Origin of the sequence: Nostoc sp. ChiQUE02, assembly GCF_034531305.2 — a bacterium.
GTDB lineage: Bacteria > Cyanobacteriota > Cyanobacteriia > Cyanobacteriales > Nostocaceae > Nostoc.
This window is the reverse complement of record NZ_JAVRBN020000004.1, coordinates 94,016-115,192: the sequence shown is the minus strand read 5'-3', so window position 1 is coordinate 115,192 and position 21,177 is coordinate 94,016. Positions and strand designations below refer to the sequence as shown.

Here is a 21,177-nt window from a genome sequence, read left to right as displayed (position 1 = left end):
GCCATAAAAGTCCTGAGTCATGAGTTATTGTTTGCCCTTGGCGTCTCACGCCACTTGCTCCACTTAGGGAAACCCAGACGAGCGGACTCGTTAACGCCAAGGAAGAAGTTCAGATCCCTACAGTGGGCTGCGCCTACAGCGGTAATTCTTTCGGAGAAACCGCAGGGTAGCCGCCGCTCCGACTTCTCGTGCTCGTTATGAGTCTAGATCAAAACGACTCAACAAAGATGGCACTCAGCACTAAATACGCGGACAACGTTGTTCTAAGCAAGTTTTCAAGGTGTTGGGGTCAAATAAAATTGGCAAAAAGTGAATACTTTTAATTTCTTTAAAGTAAAACAGGACAGGGACTCCATTCCAGAAGATTCGCCAGTTTTGCCATTCCTGGTAGGGAAAGCGCCGAATCAATTTTTCGCCTCTGTAAATATCTAAGTCGCTGGCGGTAAATTGCAAACGCAGCGTTAACGCCTGAAACATGAGAAACAAACCAAAAAGTGTGAAAATGGAGCCTACCCACGGTTGTACCAACAGTAGTGGAATAGCGGCAATCACCAACACTATAGGTATATTGTAACTAGGCTTGAGTTCCACGGTTGATGTGGAGTTAGGAGCAAATGAACTGGTCACAGTCTTAAATCCTGCTTTATTATTAGGCATCTCTCCTATTTTAGGAGTCAGGAGTTATGAGTTAATAGTTATGAGTTAAAACTCCTCACTCCTAACTCATCAATTTTAGAGGCCTAAGAATGCACTGCCAGTCCCCTGAAACATTAACCAAGAAAGAAAGAAGTTGCTAACAAATATAATCAGCAAGGCAGTCACAACAGCAGTTGTAGTTGACTGTCCTACACCTTTGGCTCCTCCTGTTGTCGTCAACCCCCAACTGCAACCAATTACGGCAATTAAAATGCCAAAGCAACACGCCTTAATCATGGCGCTAAAAATATCCCAGATCCCAAGAAAGCTACGGGCTGAATCTAGAAATACCGTATCAGACAGGTTGTAGATATTTGTCGCAATTATTAATCCCCCGAACATCCCTGTTACCAAAGAGAGGAGGGTTAAAATTGGTAGCATTAAACAGCAAGCAAGAACGCGGGGGATAACTAGGTAATCGATTGGGTCTGTTCTTAACATCAACATGGCATCGATTTGTTCTGAGACTCGCATGGTACCGATTTCTGCTGCAAAGGCAGAACCGACTCGCCCCGCCAAAACCACTGCTGTCAACACGGGAGCGAGTTCTCGTGTCAACGCTACAGAAAGCACTCCGCCGATAATGTTTCCTGCGCCAAAGTTGATAAATTCCCGCGCCACCTGAATGGTAAACACTGCGCCAACGAAAATAGCCGTCAATAGGGCAATAAATAGGGAATCTGGCCCAACTGCTGCCATTTGTTCTAAGGTGTTGCGCCGATGGATTTTGCCCCTCAATAGGTGAACTAGTACTTGCCCACCCAGAAAAATCGCTGCCAGCAGCCGCTGACTCCATTCTCCTAAACTGGATTTGGATGTAGTCTGGTTCAATGTTCTGTAGCTAACTCGGTAACTGCCTTAAGAATAGCGGAAGTCATGGGGAATGGGGAAGGTGGAGTACCCTCTGAGGATAAGGGGTAATGGGGAATTGGAAAGAGGCTGAGGGGCAGGGGGAAAGAGGACAAGGGGCAGTTCTTGCTGGGAGAAAAGGGGAAAAAGAACCTGCATCAAGCCTTTCACTCTCCCCTTGCACCCTGCACTCTGCTCGTACTCCCTTGCCTCTTCCTGTTCCACTAAGAAGCCTGAACATTAACTTAGATTAAAGATGCTCTCAGAAAATGAAGCTGTGATTCAACGTACTGCAAAACAATAAATAGATGCTAACCTTGGCTTTAACCTTGATTTGGCAAGGTTTTTACAGATTTAAGTCATTTTGGATCTACCCAGCATGTGCTGTAACTGGTAGCTGTTTCTTTTAATGAAAACTTAAGATTCTTGACAGATTGTCTGTTCAGGAGCGATCGCACGTATTGTAGAAAATGACAAACCGCTATCGGGCAATTGTCATCTCTACTCACGGAGTTTGTCTTAAATGACTATTTTCACTAACTTTCTCCGCTCCCTACTACTGACGACCATTTTTAGTTTTGTCGCTCCCATGTTCTTCATTGGCGGCGGACTGCTTTTTCTATCCCTCATCGGTCATTTCCCTGGCTTACAAGAGTTAAGTGAGGCGATCGCTACTGAGATTATGCATTTTCTCGCCACCTTTGGCAGTGGAACTCCCCTACGGGGATTATTTGTAATTAGCTTGACCTGTACTTTCGTCGGAGCACTGTTTGATATGTACGTTTATTATCGGTGTCAAATTTTACGAATAGATTCATAAATAGTGGAAGTAGCTTCGTCAGGTGGTCATAGGCTGTAGAAGAGAGGAAAAAGTAATATTTCCACATGGGAAAGTACTACTGGTCTTAACCTAGATAGAGATTAGTGTTGCTGAATGAATTTTTATTAATTAAATTGAGTCCCGAAGTTATTAATTAAATATTTATTATTTATTTAGTTATTAGTTATTAATTACTGACAACTAGTGCAGGTACGCGACCATAGTAAACCAATTCTCAAAAAGTCTAAAAGTTAAAATACCAACGGTTTTATAATTTTGGATTCCGCAAAACAGCTAAAATAGTCTGTGCTAAATCATCACGTTGGACGCTAGACTAGAGTTTGGCATTTTGTGTTAGCTGTAATTTTTAAGGACTTGATTAGTATTTATTGAGAATATCAAATAAAACTCACTGCAAAATATAAAATTTTCCTTAAAATCCTGATGAGCACAATGCCTGCTCATGTTTCTTAACAGAGCCAAGCAGGTCGTCTGACCGTTGGGCATCTTATATTGAATTTATTACGAGGTATGTTGACAGCTCATGGTTTGGCCGTTTAAGCCCAAGTTTAGAAAACAAATTGCGCGGATTGAAATTACTGGTGCGATCGCCGGTGCTACTCGCAAACGCGTCCTAGAAGCCCTGAAAACTGTAGAGGAAAAAAAGTTTCCGGCATTATTGCTACGTATCGATAGTCCTGGCGGTACAGTCGGAGATTCCCAAGAAATCTACAGTGCCCTGAAGCGTTTACGCGAAAAAATTAAAATCGTCGCTAGCTTTGGGAATATTTCGGCTTCTGGAGGAGTCTACATCGGTATGGGAGCCGAACACATCGTAGCCAACCCGGGTACGATTACGGGTAGTATTGGTGTGATTTTGCGTGGGAATAACTTGGAACGCTTGTTAGAAAAAATCGGTGTTTCCTTCAAGGTAATTAAGTCTGGGCCTTACAAAGACATATTGTCTTTCGATCGGGAACTGACTCAACCAGAAGAAAACATCCTGCAAGAGTTGATTGACACAAGTTATCAGCAGTTTGTCCAAACGGTAGCTGATGGCCGTTCTTTAACAGTAGAAGCTGTGAAAAGTTTCGCCGATGGCCGGATTTTTACTGGACAGCAAGCCCTAGAGTTAGGTGTTGTAGATCGCCTGGGCACAGAAGAAGATGCCCGTCGGTGGACAGCAGAACTGGTCGGACTTGATCCAGAAAAAACTCTCTGCTATACCCTAGAAGAACGTAAACCCTTATTGAGTCGCCTTCTACCAGGAAGTCGTCAAGTTTCATCAGGAATTCGATCTGGTATTGATTGGCTCGAATTTGAAATGTCTACTAGTGGTTTACCGTTGTGGTTATATCGACCCTAGCTTGAGTAGGAGTTATGAGTGAGAAGTTGAGAGTTTTAACTCCTAACTCCTAACTCTTAACTTCTAACTCCTAACTTTTGTGTTTTAAGGAGGATTTTGGCGTGGAGTGGCAAATGCGGGCTATTCGCGGAGCAACAACTGCTTCAGAAAATACTGTTGAGGCAGTCCGAGAGGTAGTGACAGAACTACTAGATGAACTGGAAAACCGGAATCAATTCCAGCCGAGAGACATGATTAGTGTGACTTTCTCAGTGACACGCGATTTGGATGTTATTTTTCCAGCTGCGATCGCTAGAGCGCGTCCTGGTTGGGATAATGTGGCTATGTTGGATGTGCAGCAAATGCACGTCGAAGGCAGCTTACAGCGCTGCATTCGGTTCCTAATCCACGCCTATCTGCCAGCCTCCGCCTCAATTCATCATATCTATTTACGCAACGCCGCTAGCTTGCGTCCCGACTGGAGTTTACCCCAGCCGTTACAAGCATCACAGCAAGCTGTTAAGTCAAAAGTGTAAATTACTTAAATAAAATATATGTAATAAACAGCACAAAACTATCATTGTGTGCTGATGCGGCTGCTCAACCTGTTGCTGGTGGGAGAATATTACTAGTTTTTCATAGTGATTTGAGGTCATTGGTGAGGCGATCGCGCCCAAAATCAAGATGTTGAGTTGTAAAGGGAGTTTGCAATGAATCATCAAAAACAACTCACTGCAATGCTTGTTCCGTTCTACTTAGGGGAGCAACGAGATTCAGAAGGTCGCATGATTCAAGATATTTGGACTTGGAATTTTGAAGAATTAGAGTGTGCCCACGATTACATTCAGTGGTTGTTCCCTTTGCCTGAGCGAAGTGCATTCAATAGTGATGCACCCATTGTTGATGAGGAAGTAATTCAAGCATTTCAAAGTAACCCACACCTACGTCAAAATTTGCTGCGTTCCTTCACAGTCATGCTTCAGTTTTATGGATTGCAACGCCACGAGAGTAATGACGGAAAAATACTTGTCAGCCAGTCAGAAGACTATCCGAATCGTAAACGCGAATGGGTCTGTACATTTGACCACAATTATCTTCGGATCACCCGTATCTTAAAGTGTTTAATAACATTTGGGTTGGAGAATGAAGCCCAAGCGTTTTATGAATGCTTGCGGCAAATCTACCGTGAGGATAGCGATCGGATTGGAGGTGAAACATTTCAGTATTGGACAATTGCAGTCAAACCAAATGCGACAAGGTAGCGAAAAATGTGGGTATCAAATATATATATTGCTGAAAATAATTCTTCAAATTTTGAATATACAGAAAAAAATTATTTAACATCTGACAATCTAGTTTGTATGTTTTAATAAGGGATTAATTCTATGAAGCTGTTTTAGAAGTAAATAATAATCTTGTCATATAATTAATTAGATAAAACTCTAAATCTCAACTTTTTTAAGTTAGTTTTTAACAAAATTTGCTCGTGAATTTTAATTTAAACAGATAATTGATTTAGTTGAATATTTGATTGACAATGATTAAAAAATCTCAAATATTCTATGTTTAAACTACTCAGATACATTAGTATTTTTCTCATTACTGCCAGTTTGGTATTTGCTTGTCATGCTTGGGCACCGACCCAATTAAAACGCCCTCCCTTGAAAATACCATTTGGATATTTTGTTGGGGAGTATCCAGGTATCATTGCTCAAGAAAAAGGATTCTTCAAAGCCCAAGGGGTAGATGTGGAACTAATTCATAAACGATACATCCAATTGGAACAAGGAAATTTCAGTGCGGGTAAGTATGATGGTGTTATGTCTTCTTTGGGAAGTTTTATAATCTTGAGTGCCACAAATCCAGATATACAAGGCGTGATGGTTGTAGATGAATCAACAGGAGCAGATGTGGTAGTCGCCCAATCACAAATCAAAACCATTGCTGACTTGAAAGGGAAAAAGCTGGGTGCAAATCTAGGCGGTTTTAGCGAAGTTTTTGTGACTGAGATGTTGAAAACTGCCAACTTAACTAGCGATGATGTGAACTTAGTTAAATCAGAGGCTTCAGAAATTCCTCAACGTCTAAAAAATAATCTTATTCAAGCCGGACACACTTGGGAACCCCATCTTTCTGAAGCTATTAAATTAGGGGGACATATCCTATTTACCAGCAAACAAACCCCTGGCTTGATTTTAGATATGATTGTCTTTCGCAGTGAGACAATCCGCGATCGCCCCGAAGACGTTCGTGCATTTGTGCGAGGATGGTTACAAGCCGCGACTTACTGGAAAGCAAATGTTCAGGAAGGAAACGCTATCATCAGCAAAGCGTTAAAAATTCCTCGCAATACAATCTCTCTGGAGGGAGTATACTTAACTGATTTAGGTGAAAATCAAAAATTCTTTCAATCTAGCAACCCTAACTCTATCTACAAAACTGCCAAGATATATGCAGACTTTTTTATTCGCTCTGGAAACGTGACGCGCATTCCTGAGCTAAAAAGTTTGTTCAATTCTTCCTTCTTGAACCCTACCTCCTAGTTTAAAGCCATGCAGCACTCTGTTTTGGGCAGCATCCGGACAAAGTTGATTGCCTCATTTCTCATTGTTGCTTTGGTTCCATTGCTGTTATTGGAATTTATCAACAAACAGACAACTGAAAAAGCACTAACGGAAAACGCGAAACAAGCCCTATCTGCGGCGGCTAACGAAACCGCTAACAGAATAGATGCCTTTATTGATGGAAATCTCAATGCCGTGCGGGTAGAGGCGATTTTACCAGGTTTGGCACGCTACCTCAGCCTCACTCCAAAACAGCGAGATGACAGCCCCGAAATGCAATTGGCGACAGAAACATTAATCCGTCTCAGTCGCAAAGATATGATCAATATTCTCTCATACGCTTTGCTCGACTTAAACGGGAAAAATGTATTGGATACATATACACCGAACATTGGTAAAAATGAATCAGTTCAAAATTATTTTAAAAAACCAGTGGAAACTGGGTTATCCTTTGTTTCTAGCATGAAGCGATCGCCTAGAATTCCTGACCTTGTTACCCTCTTTTTTAGCAGCCCGGTTCGCAATGCCAAGGGAGATATATTAGGTGTATTACGTGTTTCATACAATGCTACTGTTGTCCAGCAGTTAGTAACTCGAGAAACTGAACGGGCTGGAGCAAAATCCTTTGCTATTCTTTTAGATGAAAATAATATTTATCTGGCACATAGCACTGCACCCCAACTGCTTTTTAAATCTATTGTGCCTCTGCCTTCCGATGTTGTAACTCAACTGCAACGGGAAGGGCGTTTGCCTAATTCTCCTGTCAAAGAATTGGCAACTCATGAGTCAAAACTTAAGCAAGCATTGGATAAGAAACAGTCGTATTTAATTTCATCTTTGTCAGCAACAGGTAATCAGGTTAATCTGATTGCGATCGCTCGTTTAAAATATAAATCTTGGTCTGTGTCGTTCGCACAGCCCCTTGCTATTGCTCTAGCACCTGTAAAAAAGCAAATTCGTGACGCAATGTTTCTATTTGCAATTATTGCTGGAGTAGTGACAATCATCGCTTTTGCCATTGGGCAACTGCTCACAAAGCCAATAATTTACCTTACCAATATAGTTTTCCAGTTTACCGCAGGTAACTTAGATATCCGCGCCAAAATTAGCTCAAAAGACGAAATAGGTCAACTGGCAAAATCGTTTAACAACATGGCACTTCAGTTACAAACATCTTTTGAAACTTTGGAACAACGGGTACAGGAGAGAACAGCAGAGTTAGTCATTGCCAAGGAAAAAGCAGAAGTTGCTAATCAAGCTAAAAGTTCTTTTATTGCCAACATGAGTCATGAATTGCGATCGCCTCTCAATACTATTCTCGGCTTTTCTCAATTGATGTTACGCGCTAACAATCTCCCCGCAGACCAATATGAAAATGCAGGTATCATCTATCGTAGTGGTGATTATTTACTCACACTAATTAATAATGTTCTGGATTTGTCTAAAGTCGAAGCAGGTAAAACCACTCTGAATCCTAGCAATTTTGATTTGTATTGCTTACTGGATGATTTAGAAGATATGCTTCATTTTAGAGCAACTAATGCAGGATTAAAATTGATATTTGAACGAAGTGAAAATGTCCCGCGTTATATATGCACCGATGCCGTCAAGCTTCATCAAGTATTAATTAATTTATTAAGTAATGCGATTAAATTTACCCAATATGGATTTATTAGTTTGACTGTAGTTAATGAAAATAAAATAACAGAAGATATTTTTACCCTTAATTTTATAGTTCGTGATACAGGTGTAGGCATCGCAGCCACAGAATTGCCAAATTTATTTGAAGCCTTTACCCAAGCACAAGCGGGAAAAGAGATGCAAGAAGGTACAGGTTTAGGTTTAGCAATAAGTCGCAAATTTGTACAACTGATGGGTGGTGATATATCAGTAGAAAGTGAATTAGGAAAAAGTACAACTTTTCAATTTAATATTCAGGTTAAATTAGGTCAACTAACAAATACCAATGGTGCAGAAGTACGGCAGCGCGTGTTGGCACTTGCCCCCGGCCAGCCTACTTACAAAGTCTTAACAGTAGATGACAAATCTATTAATCGCCTATTACTAATTAAACTTTTAGAACCGTTAGGGTTTGAGATGAAAGAAGCCAGTAACGGAAAAGAAGCGATCGCTATTTGGGATGAATGGGAACCCCACCTGATTTGGATGGATATGCGAATGCCGATTATGGACGGTTACGAAGCCACAAAATACATCAAGTCCACCACCAAAGGCAATGCTACGGCTGTGATAGCTTTAACGGCAAGTGTTTTAGAAGAAGAGAGAGCGATCGTGCTTTCAGCCGGGTGTGATGACTTTCTGCGTAAACCTTTTACAGAACACAGTATTTTTGATACACTAGCGAAACATCTAGGTGTTAAATATATATTTGCTGAAAATAATTCTTCAAATCTGGAATATACAGAAGAAAATTCTTTAACATCTGATAATCTAATTTGTATGTCTCAAGAATGGATTAATCAATTTTATGAAGCTGCTTTAGAAGCAAATACTAATCTTGTCATGGAATTAATTAGCGATGTTCCCAAAACAGAAACTTTTTTAATCCAATCTTTAACAAAACTTGCCCGTAAATTTGAATTTGAACAGCTTGTTGATTTAGTTGAACCCCTATTAATGTAGGGGCAATTCACCAAAAACTCCATCCATTTCCTTGTGGGTGGAGTTTTTGGACATGGGGCATAAAGTATGGGAAAGAAGTTACACTGTTTGGCCTAAGTCGGCAGGTAGCTGTCCCTCTCCACCTAATCAAGGGGATAGAGTTTCCTCGCGACTTCCTATGAATTGCTCCTACTCGTTTGATCCAATTACTGACAAAACTTACTCGGCAATTTAAATTTGAGTAATTAATTGATTTAGCCGAATCTCTAATCAGCAATGAATCTTAATTTCCACAAAGAAAATAAAGGTAATATTCTCTTAGTAGACGATATTCCCGAAAATTTACAATTATTAAGCGATTCTCTTGTCAAACTCGGCTACACAGTTCGCAGTGTCACTAGTGGACAGATGGCACTAAAAACAGTAAAAGTGAAGCGACCAGATATCATCCTTTTAGATATCAAGATGCCAGAAATGGATGGCTATCAAGTCTGTAGAACTCTCAAAGCGGATGAAGTTTTACGCACTATTCCTGTCATTTTCATTAGTGCTTTAGATGATATTTTCGATAAAGTAACCGCCTTTGAGTCAGGGGGCATAGACTACATTACCAAACCTTTTCAGATGCAAGAAGTCGTAGCGCGTCTAGAAAATCAGTTAACCATTCAACGCCAGCAACGGCTTCTAGAACAAGAAAATATTAAGCGTAGGAAAACAGAAGAGATACTGTTTCAGTCCAGGGCAATGCTAGCCAGCATTTTGAATAGTTCACTGGATGGTATTGCTGCTATGCAAGCTGTCCGTAACCCCGCAACCGGGGACATCGAGGATTTCTGTTGTTTAGTTGTCAACCCTGTCATTGCCAGAGTCTTCGGCAGTAGCCGTGAAGATATGATCGGTAAATTACTACTCGAAAAATTATTAGCCCGTCTAGAACCAGAACTCTTTAATCACCTGATTAATGTCGTCGAAACGGGGGAACCTTTAAAACGGGATTTTTACCATCTATTAGGCAATTCTTGCTGGTATCACTTTGTGGCAGTAAAGCTAGGTGATGGGTTTGCTATTACCATACGCGACATTACTGGACGTAAACAAATTGAACTAGCTCTCCAAGATGCAAATCAGAAACTAGAACAACTGGTAAATCTAGATGGTTTGACTCAGGTGGCCAACCGTCGCTGCTTTGATGGACGACTGCAAGCAGAATGGAAACACCTTGCACGAGAACAACAACCCTTGTCACTGATTTTATTTGATGTTGATAAATTCAAATCTTACAACGACTACTATGGTCATCTTGGAGGCGATGATTGTCTAATCAGGATAGGACAAACAGTGCAACAGATGGTTTGTCGTCCTGGCGATCTAGTAGCGCGTTACGGAGGAGAAGAATTTTCGGTACTCCTCCCCAATACTGACTTAGTAGGAGCGATCAAAGTAGCACAAAGGGTTCAACAAGCAATTCACGATCAGGCCATTCCCCATGCACAGTCTGATATCAAGAATATCGTCACAGTTAGTTTAGGTATTACTTCTGTCATACCCACTTGCGACATCAAGCCAGATACACTCATCGCTTCAGCCGATAAAGCACTGTACAATGCCAAAGAAAAGGGGCGCGATCGCTATTGTACTCATTAGATATATAACGCCATGTACGACTTTCATTGATACCCAGTGTTCCCAGTGTTCTACCAACGATCGCTCCGGGTGTGGTTTTTGAAATCAGAGATTTTTGACGTGTTGGCGCAGCCCAACCTAGGCATCGCTTTATGCAATAAATCTATTCTTTTTGATGATGAAATCTAATTCCTAAAAAGATGTCATAAACAAACTCAAAAAAGTCCTTTTTCTGCAACAATCCTGAAGTTTGATAACAGCCTTTTTCATCTAACAGCGGCTTCATGACATAGTATGCAGGTTGGTAATTGTACCAAGGAATAGAAGGCCACAAATGATGAATTAAGTGGTAATTCTGTCCCATAATCAGAATATTGAGAACTTGGTTCGGGTAGACGCGAGCATTTTTCCAGCGATCGCGCTCCGCAAAAGGACGATGGGGCAAATAGTCAAAAAATAATCCCAGTGCTATGCCCACCACAAAAGCAGGTATAAACCAAAAATTCAGAATGTAACCCAAAAAGTGGTATTGCACTGATATATAAACAATTACACCGACAATTAAGCGGCTGATAAACCATTCTAATAGCTCATATTTACGCCACAATCGCCGTTGAAAGAAAAACACCTCATGGTACAAAAACCGTACCGCAATCAGCCACAGCGGGCCACCCGTAGAGACATAATGATCTGGGTCGTCCTTGGGATGATTGACATGTCCATGATGCTGTAAATGCACCCGCGTAAATACAGGAAAAGCAAAAGCTAGCATCAACGCACTACCATGCCCTAACATCGCATTCATTACCCGGTTGCGATGGGCTGATTGGTGACAAGCGTCGTGAATTACAGTCCCAGCACAATGTAAGGCAATAGTATTAACGCAAAAGCATAGCCAGTGCGGCCATTCCCAAAGCCAGTAACCAAAGTTGGATAACACCAGCATTGCCACAGCTACAGAAAACAGCAGCAGCGTGGGATTAAAATCACCAGGAGGCGCTAAAAATTCCTTAGGCGGGATTGTCAGTGGCTTTTGTGCCTCCGATGTGATCATCTCTAACATTGACTCCTTCTTGAGCAAACATTACGAATATACGATAAAGATTATAGAATAATAAAGTTTTGCAAAGTTCTGTATAGCAAGATTTATCCACAGCTTTGCATATCAGCAGATGAATAACGCTATGATTCCAGACGAGGGCTAGTCTTTACTAAGTAAGTGGGGTATGACAATCGACAAGAAGTTTATCGGATAAACTCCTTCATGGGGAGGATGGATACAAGATTGATGTACTATATCTAGTCTATCCCACAGCCCCACTCTCCCATAAACCCTCTCTAACTGCTTATATCTTATTGATATAGCAGTGACTGAAAAGGAGATGCCACTTAAGTTACGATGACTTCCCAGATAGCTCCCTAACTTCAGCCCCTATGCAATTAAGAGATTCTCTGCGCCGGACAAAAATTGTCGCTACTATTGGCCCCGCCACTAGCAGTCCTGAAATGCTCAAGGCGATTATTGAAGCGGGAGCCACGACGCTGCGGCTAAACTTCTCCCACGGAACTCATGCCGATCATCAGCGTAGTATTCGCTTAATTCGGCAAACCGCCTTTGAATTAAATCAGCCAGTGGCTATTCTCCAAGACTTGCAGGGCCCAAAAATTCGCTTGGGGAAGTTTGATAACGGGTCTATAGTTTTGGCAAAAGGCGATCGCTTCACCTTGACAAATCGTCCGGTGGTAGGTACTCAAGAAATTAGCTGCGTCACCTACGATTATTTAGCCGAAGAAGTCCCGGTTGGCGCAAAAATCCTCCTCGATGATGGACGAGTAGAAATGGTTGTGGAGGAGATTAACCGAGACAAAGGTGATTTGCATTGTCGCATCACCGTGCCTGGTAAACTTTCTAACAACAAAGGTGTCAACTTTCCTGGGGTTTACCTGTCAATTAAGGCAATGACCGACAAAGACCGAGAGGATCTGATGTTTGGTCTAGATCAGGGTGTAGATTGGGTGGCACTTTCCTTTGTCCGCAATCCGCAGGACATGATCGAAATTAAAGAACTAATTTCTAGTACAGGCAAGCAAGTGCCAGTGGTTGCCAAAATTGAAAAGCACGAAGCCATCGAACAAATGGAGGCGGTTCTGGCTTTGTGTGATGGTGTGATGGTTGCCAGAGGCGACTTAGGGGTTGAATTGCCAGCGGAAGATGTTCCCGTACTCCAAAAGCGGCTAATTGCCACAGCAAATCGTTTGGGGATTCCCATCATCACCGCTACTCAGATGTTAGATAGCATGGTGAGCAATCCCCGTCCCACTCGCGCTGAAGTATCGGATGTGGCAAATGCGATTCTAGATGGCACGGATGCGGTGATGCTATCTAATGAAACCGCTGTGGGTAGCTTCCCTGTAGAAGCAGTAGCGACAATGGCGCGAATTGCCGAGCGGATGGAGCAGGAAGAATCCCAACACTTAAACTTACGTTCTTCGAGAGATGCCCGACGCTCCATTCCCAATGCTATTAGTCAAGCTGTAGGTCAAATTGCCGAACAACTAGGTGCAGCGGCAATCATGACCCTAACGCAAACCGGCGCAACAGCTCGTAATGTCTCTAAGTTCCGTCCCAATACACCGATTTTGGCAGTGACACCCCATGTGAATGTGGCACGGCAGTTACAGATGGTATGGGGAGTCAAACCGCTGTTAGTACTAGGATTACCTTCCACAGGTCAGACATTTCAAGCTGCGATTAATGTGGCTCAGGAACTTAAGTTACTGTCTGAGGGAGATTTAGTAGTGATGACCGCTGGTACACTCCAGGGAATTTCCGGCTCCACAGATTTGATTAAGGTAGAGGTGGTGACGGCGATATTAGGTCACGGAATTGGACTGGGACAAGGTTCAGTGAGTGGTCGCGCACGGGTGGCTAATACTGGCATGGATGTTAGTAACTTTAATCCCGGAGACATATTGGTTGCACCTCGCACTAGTGCCGATTTTGTCGAGGCAATTCGTAAATCTGGTGGGATTATTACGGAAGATGAAAGTCTCACAAGTCACGCAGCAGTAATTGGCTTACGTCTTGGTGTGCCAGTGATTGTTGGTGTGAAGCAAGCAACACAAGCGATTCGGGATGGGGCAATTATAACGCTGGATCTACAACGGGGTTTGATTTACTCTGGGGCGGTGAGAACGTCTTAGGACTGGAGAGTGGGGAAGAAGCAAGGGTGCAGGGAGCAGGGAGCAAGGGAGAAGAGTTTCTCCTCTGCCCCCCGCCCCTCTATTAAACAGTTGCGATCGCAGCCCCAAGCCATCCAGCAAAGTTTTGCTGCTGTGTAGAATCAGGATGCTCAACAGGCTTTACCTGATATCGAGTGGGACGTGATGACGCAAGGGTGATGGAATAGGTACGCAGTTCATCTTGGTGGAAAACTGTGACTTGAATGGTATCGTTTGGTTGGTAATCTTTCAAGCGATCGCTTAAGCTACCCGCCGTTACCTTAATCCCATCAATTGCTAACAACTCATCACCTGCATCAATTCCCCCTACTTGTGCAGGTGAACCAGTCTCCACAAACTTAATTATCTCCCGCCCATTCTCTGTATTTATTCTCACTCCCAGGTAAGGTTCTTCCTGCTGCTCTGCTACTAACTGCAAGCCAAACGGTTCCAGATACTGATTAAACGGTAAATCCTCAGTACTATCAATGTAGCGTTTAAAGAAATCAGTCAAATCGATTCCGGCAACAGATTCTATAACTTCCTGTAACTGTTCTGGGGTATAGCCAATTTCAGCTTCCCCAAATTGCTGCCACATTTTCAGCATCACGTCATCAAGGGAGCGCTGATTTTTGTGAGTAGAACGAATCAGCAAATCCAGCAATAACGATACCATTTCTCCTTTTAAATAGTAGGAAATTTGGGAATTACCGCTATTGGCATCTGGGCGATAGAGTTTTATCCAGGCATCAAAACTTGACTCGGAAACGGGTTGTACCTTGCGCCCCGGTGTCATTTCATATCTGGTAATTTCCTTACCCAAGTTATTCAAATACGATTGAACATCATAAATTCCCGCCCGCAAAGGAATTAACAAGTCATAGTAACTAGTAGTGCCTTCACAAAACCATAATGATGGTGTGTAATTTTCTTGGTCGTAATCAAAAACCTCTAATGCTTTTGGGCGAATTCGCTTCACATTCCACAAGTGAAAGAACTCGTGTGCAACTAATTGGATAAAGCGATCGTACTTTTCTTGAGCGCGAAACCCAAAACGCTGGTAAATTAAGGAGCAAGAGTCTTTATGCTCCAAACCGCCAAAAGCTTGGCTAAATAAATGTAGCAGAAACACATATCGTTGATATGGCAAACCGCCGAACATCTGCGCTTCTACCTGAATAATTTTTTGGATATCAGCAATCAACTGCTGAACTTGGTAATTACCTTGCCCCCAGATTGCCAATTCATGGGGTTTTCCTAATACCTCAAATTTATATAATTGGTGGCGACCAATCTCAAACGGAGTATCAACTAGAGTATCAAAATCGCCAGCCAAGAAAGTATTCGTTTTCTCACCAACGGCTGGTAGCGCAGTAGTTACCTGCCATTCCGGGTGTGGTGGTACGATGGTGACGCGAATAGGCTGCTTCTCCCAGCCTGGTATTCTAAAAAATAGTGCCGCACCGTTGAAATAACCGTGAGTGGCATCTAAGTGATTTGTTCGTACCGATAGCTCATTCGCAAAAACGCGGTAACGTACAGTTAATTCTGAAACACTTATTTTGTCTATCTGCCAGTGATTTTTACTGATCTTCCGGCAAGGTAAAGGCTTATCCTCTGCAAAAGCCACAAAATCCTGTAAATTCTTGGCGTATTCCCGAACTAAGTAGGAACCAGGTGTCCACACGGGTAGTTTTAAATCGAGAATCGGCGAGTGGTAATCTACAACGCGTAAAGTCACCTCAAACAGATGGGTTTCTGGTTGGGGCATTGCCACTAGGTAATGAATCGTTGGCCCGGTTTCCTCGATGTAGGCATTGGGACGAGTTGCTGTTGCTTCAGTCATCTTGCGTGCTGAGTTAATAGTCGATAGGTAATTTCTCCTATCATGACAAATTTGCCTTTTAACTTTTGACTTTGATTTGCTGCGGCTGGTAGTCAGAACCAAGTTTATTGGCACTAAAGTCCATATACCGTACTTGATTTTCAAATCTCAAAGGCTAGTTGTTTGCCAAAAATTATTGAGTAGTCAGAATCTCGATGCCCCTCCAGGGGTTTAGCACTAGCAAATTATCATCTCCAACAATACACTCTGCTTGATCGCTGACTGCTAATTCCAGATATTTATTATCTTTTGAGTCTCGTGCCTTAAAGCAATCACACCTTGCCAGCCAAGTTCATCAACTGTTTGAAGTTCACAAGATAAATGATGTTGTTGGTACTATCAATCTTGATCCACCCTTTTTCATGCAGCTTTTCCATGATTTTGGTGGTTTCTTCAACGCCGATTTCTGTCACCTCTGCTAAATCTTTGAAGGGAATGTTAAAAATTTCTCTTCCTAAATCTGATTCCTGACCATAGCTTTCGCCTAAAGTCACTAAGGTATGGGCGAGTTTGACTGCTGGTGGTGAAGACCGCATTTGTAAGCGTAGGTTAATTTGCCGCAATCGCCGCACCATCAGTTGCAACATGCGGTGATGTAACTGCGGGTCTTTAAACAATATTTGAATAAAACGCTCTCTGGAGATACTCAGCAATTTCACGGGTGAAAGGGCAATGACATCGGTTGAGCGTGGAGATTCATCCAAAATTGCCATTTCTCCAAAAAAATCGCCACGACCAAAAATTGCCAAAGCTACTGAATCTTCCCCAACGGTACGCCGGACTTTGACCCAACCAGAAACCACGAAGTAAACGGCGTTACCCCAGGCATCTTCCATCACAACGGCTCGCCCTGATGGGTATTCATGTTCAATTGCAACATTGAGCAGCCATTCCAAAGTCTGTGGATTGGCTGTACTCATTAAGGGGAAAAGTTCACTAAAAACCTCAGTTAGCATGAAATATTTGCAAGAAATGGATTCAAGAGCGGGAAATTAACTTTGCTACTATAAGTTTGTTTAAACCGTAATCTTACTCAGAATACGATCGCAAAATTTGTATTTATTTAAGATGAACCTCTAAGCTTGAACGGTCTAAGGTTCGATTACAACATAACAATTATGTATGCGATCGAAATCAGCGTTTTCACTGACAGACCGATGAATTGCTAGTTGTTGGTGGATTGCTATCTAGTGCCAGTATTTTGATCTGTTGATCTAAATTTTTCACTAATTGATTCAGGGTAACCAAAGCCTCTAATTGCTGAGGCTCAAGCCTGGGATTTAGTAAAAGCCGTTCTTGTAGATCATGTAACTTGATGCTTAGTTGCTGAGAAATTCCTAAGGCATCGCGGCCCAGACGCGCCAACTGTTGTTGTTGATAAAATTTTAATGCTGCTCCCCGTAACACTTGGAGTGTTGCCTCTTCGCCGTAGGTTCCCGGCATGACTCGCAAGCGTAATAATAAGCGATTTTTTTGATATACGTATTCTTTCTCTACCTGTTTTGGTTCTGCAACCGTGGTGACAGGTAGGGAAGCAAACCGCTTTAATTCATTCAGTACTCCTTGGAAAACCGAGAGCGGCAGTTTGTCTAATACAGACTGTAAAACTCCATTGTCACTCCACAGTATTCTGCCTTGGTAAGCTTGTCTTTCTAAATACAGCCGACCAATTCCCCCAGCTAGGATTCGCCCTAGTAATTCTTCTAATAATTTCTTGGGTGGTAATGTTGGCAGCACCTCAATAGGACTAAATAGTTCGGGAACTGGCGTGGGTAAAATCGGTAAATTGTTTAGTGCTGCTGCTTTGGAAGTCTGGTTCTCTTCACCTCGGGAAATAGGGGGTAAGAATGTCGTAGTTTGAGATAATTGGTCTAGCTCTGGGATCGGAGGCAAGTCTACGCGCTGCCCAGAATGTTGACGCTTTTGTGTTTGAAATACCATCAATATTGGTTGCTGATTTGATTCCGAGTCAGTATCTAGGGGAGGAATAGGTGTATCAGCAATGCTAGCTGGGCTATTTGTTGAAGGAGAGTCCACTGTTGGCTGATGCACTTGTTGGGCATCTAGCTGAGATGTATTCTTATGGTTGAGGTAGGCTGAGAGTATTCTGCGGTGAGCGTCGGCTGCGATCGCCTCAATCACCATTGTGTAATTGATATAAGACAAAATGCCACCAATATAATCTAGGGCCTCGCCCTCTTGCGGATGAACCATACCTAGCAAGAGGTTTTTGTCTTCTAATCCCAAGGGCAAAATCTGGTGGTAGAGGCAAGCTTCAAAGGACAAAAGACTATCAATCAGTTGGAATATTTGCTCGCGATCGCCTCCTTCTTCCCACCTAGTTTGTGTAGCGGTTAGCACTGGTAACCCATTTACTGTGGTATCTGTTAGTTCACCCTCTGAAGACAACATAGGTTTGATTGCTTGGTGTTTATTTATATAATATTTTGCCTTTAATTTAGTAGGTAGTTAATAAAGATACTTTGTTGGATTGTTAAAATTTCAATTATATATACCTAAGTAGACGTAAGTAGAAGATGAATTTTAGATTGTGGATTGGGGATAATATTGAGTTTTGACGGGGACAAGGAGGACAAGGGGGCAATTTTCTCCCTTGTCTGCTTTGTCTCCCGCCACCTTAATCGATCAGCTAGATTCCTCACAGCTTACTCCTGGGTTCTTAAAGCTTGGGCTGCAAGATAGACTTTTGTCCATTCGCCTAACACTTGATGGGTTTTGAGTTTTAACTGTTGGGCTATTGTTTCTATTGAGTTTCCCGCTCTCCGCAAATCTAGAATCTGCCGCCCCAGAGGAGTTAATTTTTCATCAAGTTGCTGCCATTGGTTTTGCGTTAACCCCAAGTTATGTTCTTGCAAGGAAATTGAGAGCCAGTTGTCTACGAGTTCTGGTTTCCCTTTGAGAGCAAAAACACGTACAGCATGGTAACTAATTTTTTCTCGCAGACGGTAGACTTCTTTTGTCTGCTTATTTAATCTCTGGGCAATCTCTTCTTGGGACTTACCTTGAAGATACAGTCGTAGCCATTCGACTGCATCTGCTCCCAGATTTTCTTGTAAATAATTTTCAAACTCTTTTTGTACTGATTGACGCAGTGCTTGTTGTTCCTCTAGTTGTTGTGCTTCTTGATATTCGGCGATCGCCTGACTATCGACTAAGTTCACTCGATTGTCATTGTCGTCTGTGAGAACTTCTTCGGACACCAGTCTAATCAAGTCACGACCCGGCACTTGGGTTAAGCCACCGCGCTGAGTGCGACGTAAATAATTCACAAATCGGTAAGCTAATAGGGGTTGATTGCGTACTGGTCGCAGACAATATTCTTCTACACTGGCAAATAGCAGAGCATCCCCCAGTCGTCTATCAGTTGTATATTTGGCAATATCAACCATTTGTTGTTGTATCTGGCTATCGCTTTGGAGTAATTCTTGGAGGACTTCTTGTAACACATCCATTACACTCCGCTGGCGATCGCGGCTCAGGGAAACCCAAGTCTGAATCTTATTCCGTAATGTTACTAAACTCCCCAATCGGGTTATCAAGTTGCGATAAGCACGTTCTCGCCCCAGCCCCAAGTAGCGTTGACGTAAAATCCTCCAGCGATATTCCATCGCTTGCTTGGCGATATCGAGTTCTTTCGGATTAAACAGATCAAACCGTTTTGAGTCAGATCCCAACAGCCAGAGAACGATGCTTTCTCTAGTAGCTTCATTTTGGTCTGGACATTCCACAGCCAAGCGCTTTCGCCAATCTAGAGCCAGTTTTTCTACATCCGTTGTCATAGTGAGATTGCATTCCTCGAAACTCAATTTTGAAGTTTGCATTACAACCCCCATTCGCCCCACCTAATTGTTTAACTGGCAGCTGCCCCAGATTTCATGAATTTCATGAATTTCATGAAAATAGCTCAGTGATTCTACTTTTATTACGTCTTAATTCACTAAAATTATGCAGAAATTTCTACATTAATGTTTTGCTTTTAATTTAAAATGCCCATAACCCTTGCCTATAAAGCATTTAGGTCAAGTCTGTTAATTTAAACTTTTTGTAAAGTTATGTTTTTTAACTGAGAACAGAAATCTGCCTAGAGTGGTGAGGATACACCTTTACACGAGATGGATCGGGGAAATCTGACATTTTGTAACAGATACAACGAACGAATCTAATTTAACTCAATGTCTGACGTTATTTCACCCGTATAAGTTTCAACCTTCTACAATCCTTTACATAGGAAAATACTTAGTTAAATCTCAATATGCTTGATGTTAGTGATATTTTGCCCCGGAAGGTTCTCCCAACCTACGCCATCGCTTCTCCTGTTCGGAGACACTTCGACCTAGGAGTAAAAGTCGGCAGAGAGAGCCAGACGCCAGTCACCTGCGACGGGAAACTTGTCTTCAGTGCTGGCTCTTCTTAAAATGGGCTTAATCCCTCCTTTTTAAGGAGGGTTAGAAAGGATTAAGCCTTACTAGATCCTATTAAGTTAAGTTTCGTAATATTTTTGATTTTATTAAATCTATATATGTAAATTAGCGGTTATTCTTAAAACTTTTAGATTTCCAAAAATGAATAGTCAACAGTCAATATTAATTTTGACTATTGACTCTGATTGTTGCTTTCCCTCTGCTTCAAAATTCAACTTATGCAAAATTTAAAAACAGAAAGAATGCAACCCTCTAAAGTTTTGATGGTCAGAAGCCTGACAAAAAACTTCTCTTTAAATTCATTTATGGGAAGTTTTTGTTTTGAATTCCCCCGCAGGAGGTTAAATCTATCGATTGTTCGATCTAACAATGGGATTTTCTACAGATTCTCGATAACCTTGGACTTGTTCTGTATAAGCAATTGGTAGAACAGCTTCAACGTTTTCATGGGGACGAGGAATAATCACCCAAGATTCAAGTGTACCGCCATAAACATTTTCTGCGGCTTCAACACCGGCAGCCATAGCGGCTTTTACTTCAGAAACATCGCCACGAATATTAACTGTAAAACGAGCGCTACCTACTCTGATATAACCAACGAGGGTAACTCGACCAGCTTTTACCATAGCATCTGCTGCTGCTAGCACCGCAGGAAAACCTTTAGTTTCAAGTGCTCCAACTGCCTGTAATGACATTATTAATCTCCTGTATGAATAAACTGGGGGCTACAAGTTAATTGTACGAAGCTTCGCTACAGATTTTGATAGCAAAATTGCTTAGAACATACGGAAAGGTTCTGATTCCTCGGTGAAATGGATTGGTAATATGGTTTCCACATTTTCCGGGGGATTAGGAACGATGTAGTAGGTAATTACTGTACCAACTTTTACTTCCTCTCCCGCTACGATTCCGGCTTCAACAGCTCTATTTACTTCAGAAACGTGTCCCCGGACGGCGACTAACAAGCGAGCACTTTCCGCTTGACCATAATACACAATTGTGACTGCGGCAGCTTTGACCATTGCATCTGCTGCTGCTAAAACACTAGGAAAACCTAAAGTTTCAATTACGCCAACCGCCATTGGCATGGCATTAGCTCCTGGATTAAG

The 21,177-nt window shown here is 42.2% G+C and carries 16 protein-coding genes and 1 pseudogene; 8 read left to right on the top strand and 9 right to left on the bottom strand.

The genetic code is table 11. The annotated features are described in order from the left end of the window. Nucleotides 1-240 precede the first annotated feature (240 nt). Nucleotides 241-657, bottom strand: coding sequence for a DUF3119 family protein (locus tag RM347_RS05680; protein WP_322717394.1), 417 nt, complete (start codon nt 655-657; stop codon nt 241-243). A 75-nt stretch (nt 658-732) separates the two neighbouring features. Next, nucleotides 733-1,527, bottom strand: a complete 795-nt coding sequence (locus tag RM347_RS05675) for an MlaE family lipid ABC transporter permease subunit (RefSeq protein WP_181930422.1) — start codon at nt 1,525-1,527, stop codon at nt 733-735. 541 nt (nt 1,528-2,068) lie between these two features. Between RM347_RS05675 and RM347_RS05670 the strand changes: the two genes are divergently transcribed. The 7 genes from RM347_RS05670 to RM347_RS05640 all read left to right on the top strand — a co-directional run bounded on the left by RM347_RS05670 (nt 2,069) and on the right by RM347_RS05640 (nt 10,540). Further along, nucleotides 2,069-2,365, top strand: a complete 297-nt coding sequence (locus RM347_RS05670) for a hypothetical protein (protein ID WP_322717393.1) — start codon at nt 2,069-2,071, stop codon at nt 2,363-2,365. A 544-nt stretch (nt 2,366-2,909) separates the two neighbouring features. Beyond that, the gene (gene sppA / locus RM347_RS05665) at nt 2,910-3,731 is read left to right on the top strand and encodes a signal peptide peptidase SppA (protein WP_322717392.1); all 822 of its coding nucleotides are present in this window, start codon (nt 2,910-2,912) and stop codon (nt 3,729-3,731) included. A gap of 101 nt (nt 3,732-3,832) precedes the next feature. Next, entirely contained in the window at nt 3,833-4,246 is a 414-nt protein-coding gene (gene aroH, locus RM347_RS05660) for a chorismate mutase (RefSeq protein WP_322717391.1), read from the top strand. A 174-nt stretch (nt 4,247-4,420) separates the two neighbouring features. After that, nucleotides 4,421-4,972, top strand: a complete 552-nt coding sequence (locus RM347_RS05655) for an opioid growth factor receptor-related protein (RefSeq protein ID WP_322717390.1) — start codon at nt 4,421-4,423, stop codon at nt 4,970-4,972. Between the two features lie 300 nt (nt 4,973-5,272). Further along, the gene (locus RM347_RS05650) at nt 5,273-6,253 is read left to right on the top strand and encodes an ABC transporter substrate-binding protein (RefSeq protein WP_322717389.1); all 981 of its coding nucleotides are present in this window, start codon (nt 5,273-5,275) and stop codon (nt 6,251-6,253) included. 9 nt (nt 6,254-6,262) lie between these two features. Next, nucleotides 6,263-8,917: a hybrid sensor histidine kinase/response regulator gene (locus RM347_RS05645; RefSeq protein ID WP_322717388.1), complete on the top strand. Its 2,655-nt coding sequence runs from the start codon at nt 6,263-6,265 to the stop codon at nt 8,915-8,917. Between the two features lie 255 nt (nt 8,918-9,172). Then, nucleotides 9,173-10,540: a diguanylate cyclase domain-containing protein gene (locus RM347_RS05640; protein WP_322717387.1), complete on the top strand. Its 1,368-nt coding sequence runs from the start codon at nt 9,173-9,175 to the stop codon at nt 10,538-10,540. A gap of 142 nt (nt 10,541-10,682) precedes the next feature. Here the strand turns inward: RM347_RS05640 and crtR are convergent, their stop codons facing one another. Continuing rightward, a complete protein-coding gene (gene crtR / locus RM347_RS05635; protein ID WP_196511176.1) occupies nt 10,683-11,573 on the bottom strand; it encodes a beta-carotene hydroxylase in 891 nt (296 codons plus the stop codon). Between the two features lie 380 nt (nt 11,574-11,953). On the opposite strand from crtR, the gene pyk reads away from it, so the two are divergent. After that, on the top strand, nt 11,954-13,723 hold the full coding sequence (pyk, locus tag RM347_RS05630) for a pyruvate kinase (RefSeq protein ID WP_322717386.1): 1,770 nt from the start codon (nt 11,954-11,956) through the stop codon (nt 13,721-13,723). 82 nt (nt 13,724-13,805) lie between these two features. Here the strand turns inward: pyk and RM347_RS05625 are convergent, their stop codons facing one another. The 6 genes and pseudogenes from RM347_RS05625 to RM347_RS05600 form a co-directional block, all read right to left on the bottom strand. Further along, nucleotides 13,806-15,587 (bottom strand): M61 family metallopeptidase, encoded by a 1,782-nt coding sequence (locus RM347_RS05625; protein ID WP_322717385.1) that lies wholly within the window; start codon nt 15,585-15,587, stop codon nt 13,806-13,808. A gap of 311 nt (nt 15,588-15,898) precedes the next feature. Continuing rightward, a complete protein-coding gene (locus RM347_RS05620) occupies nt 15,899-16,582 on the bottom strand; it encodes a Crp/Fnr family transcriptional regulator (protein WP_322717384.1) in 684 nt (227 codons plus the stop codon). A 187-nt stretch (nt 16,583-16,769) separates the two neighbouring features. Next, nucleotides 16,770-17,330: pseudogene (locus tag RM347_RS05615) on the bottom strand (pilus assembly protein PilB); the annotation flags it as partial. 962 nt (nt 17,331-18,292) lie between these two features. Beyond that, nucleotides 18,293-19,480 (bottom strand): HetZ-related protein 2, encoded by a 1,188-nt coding sequence (locus RM347_RS05610; protein ID WP_322717382.1) that lies wholly within the window; start codon nt 19,478-19,480, stop codon nt 18,293-18,295. A gap of 935 nt (nt 19,481-20,415) precedes the next feature. Further along, nucleotides 20,416-20,763 (bottom strand): carbon dioxide-concentrating mechanism protein CcmK, encoded by a 348-nt coding sequence (locus RM347_RS05605; RefSeq protein ID WP_012409276.1) that lies wholly within the window; start codon nt 20,761-20,763, stop codon nt 20,416-20,418. An 81-nt stretch (nt 20,764-20,844) separates the two neighbouring features. Beyond that, entirely contained in the window at nt 20,845-21,156 is a 312-nt protein-coding gene (locus RM347_RS05600) for a BMC domain-containing protein (RefSeq protein WP_094352432.1), read from the bottom strand. Nucleotides 21,157-21,177 lie beyond the last annotated feature (21 nt).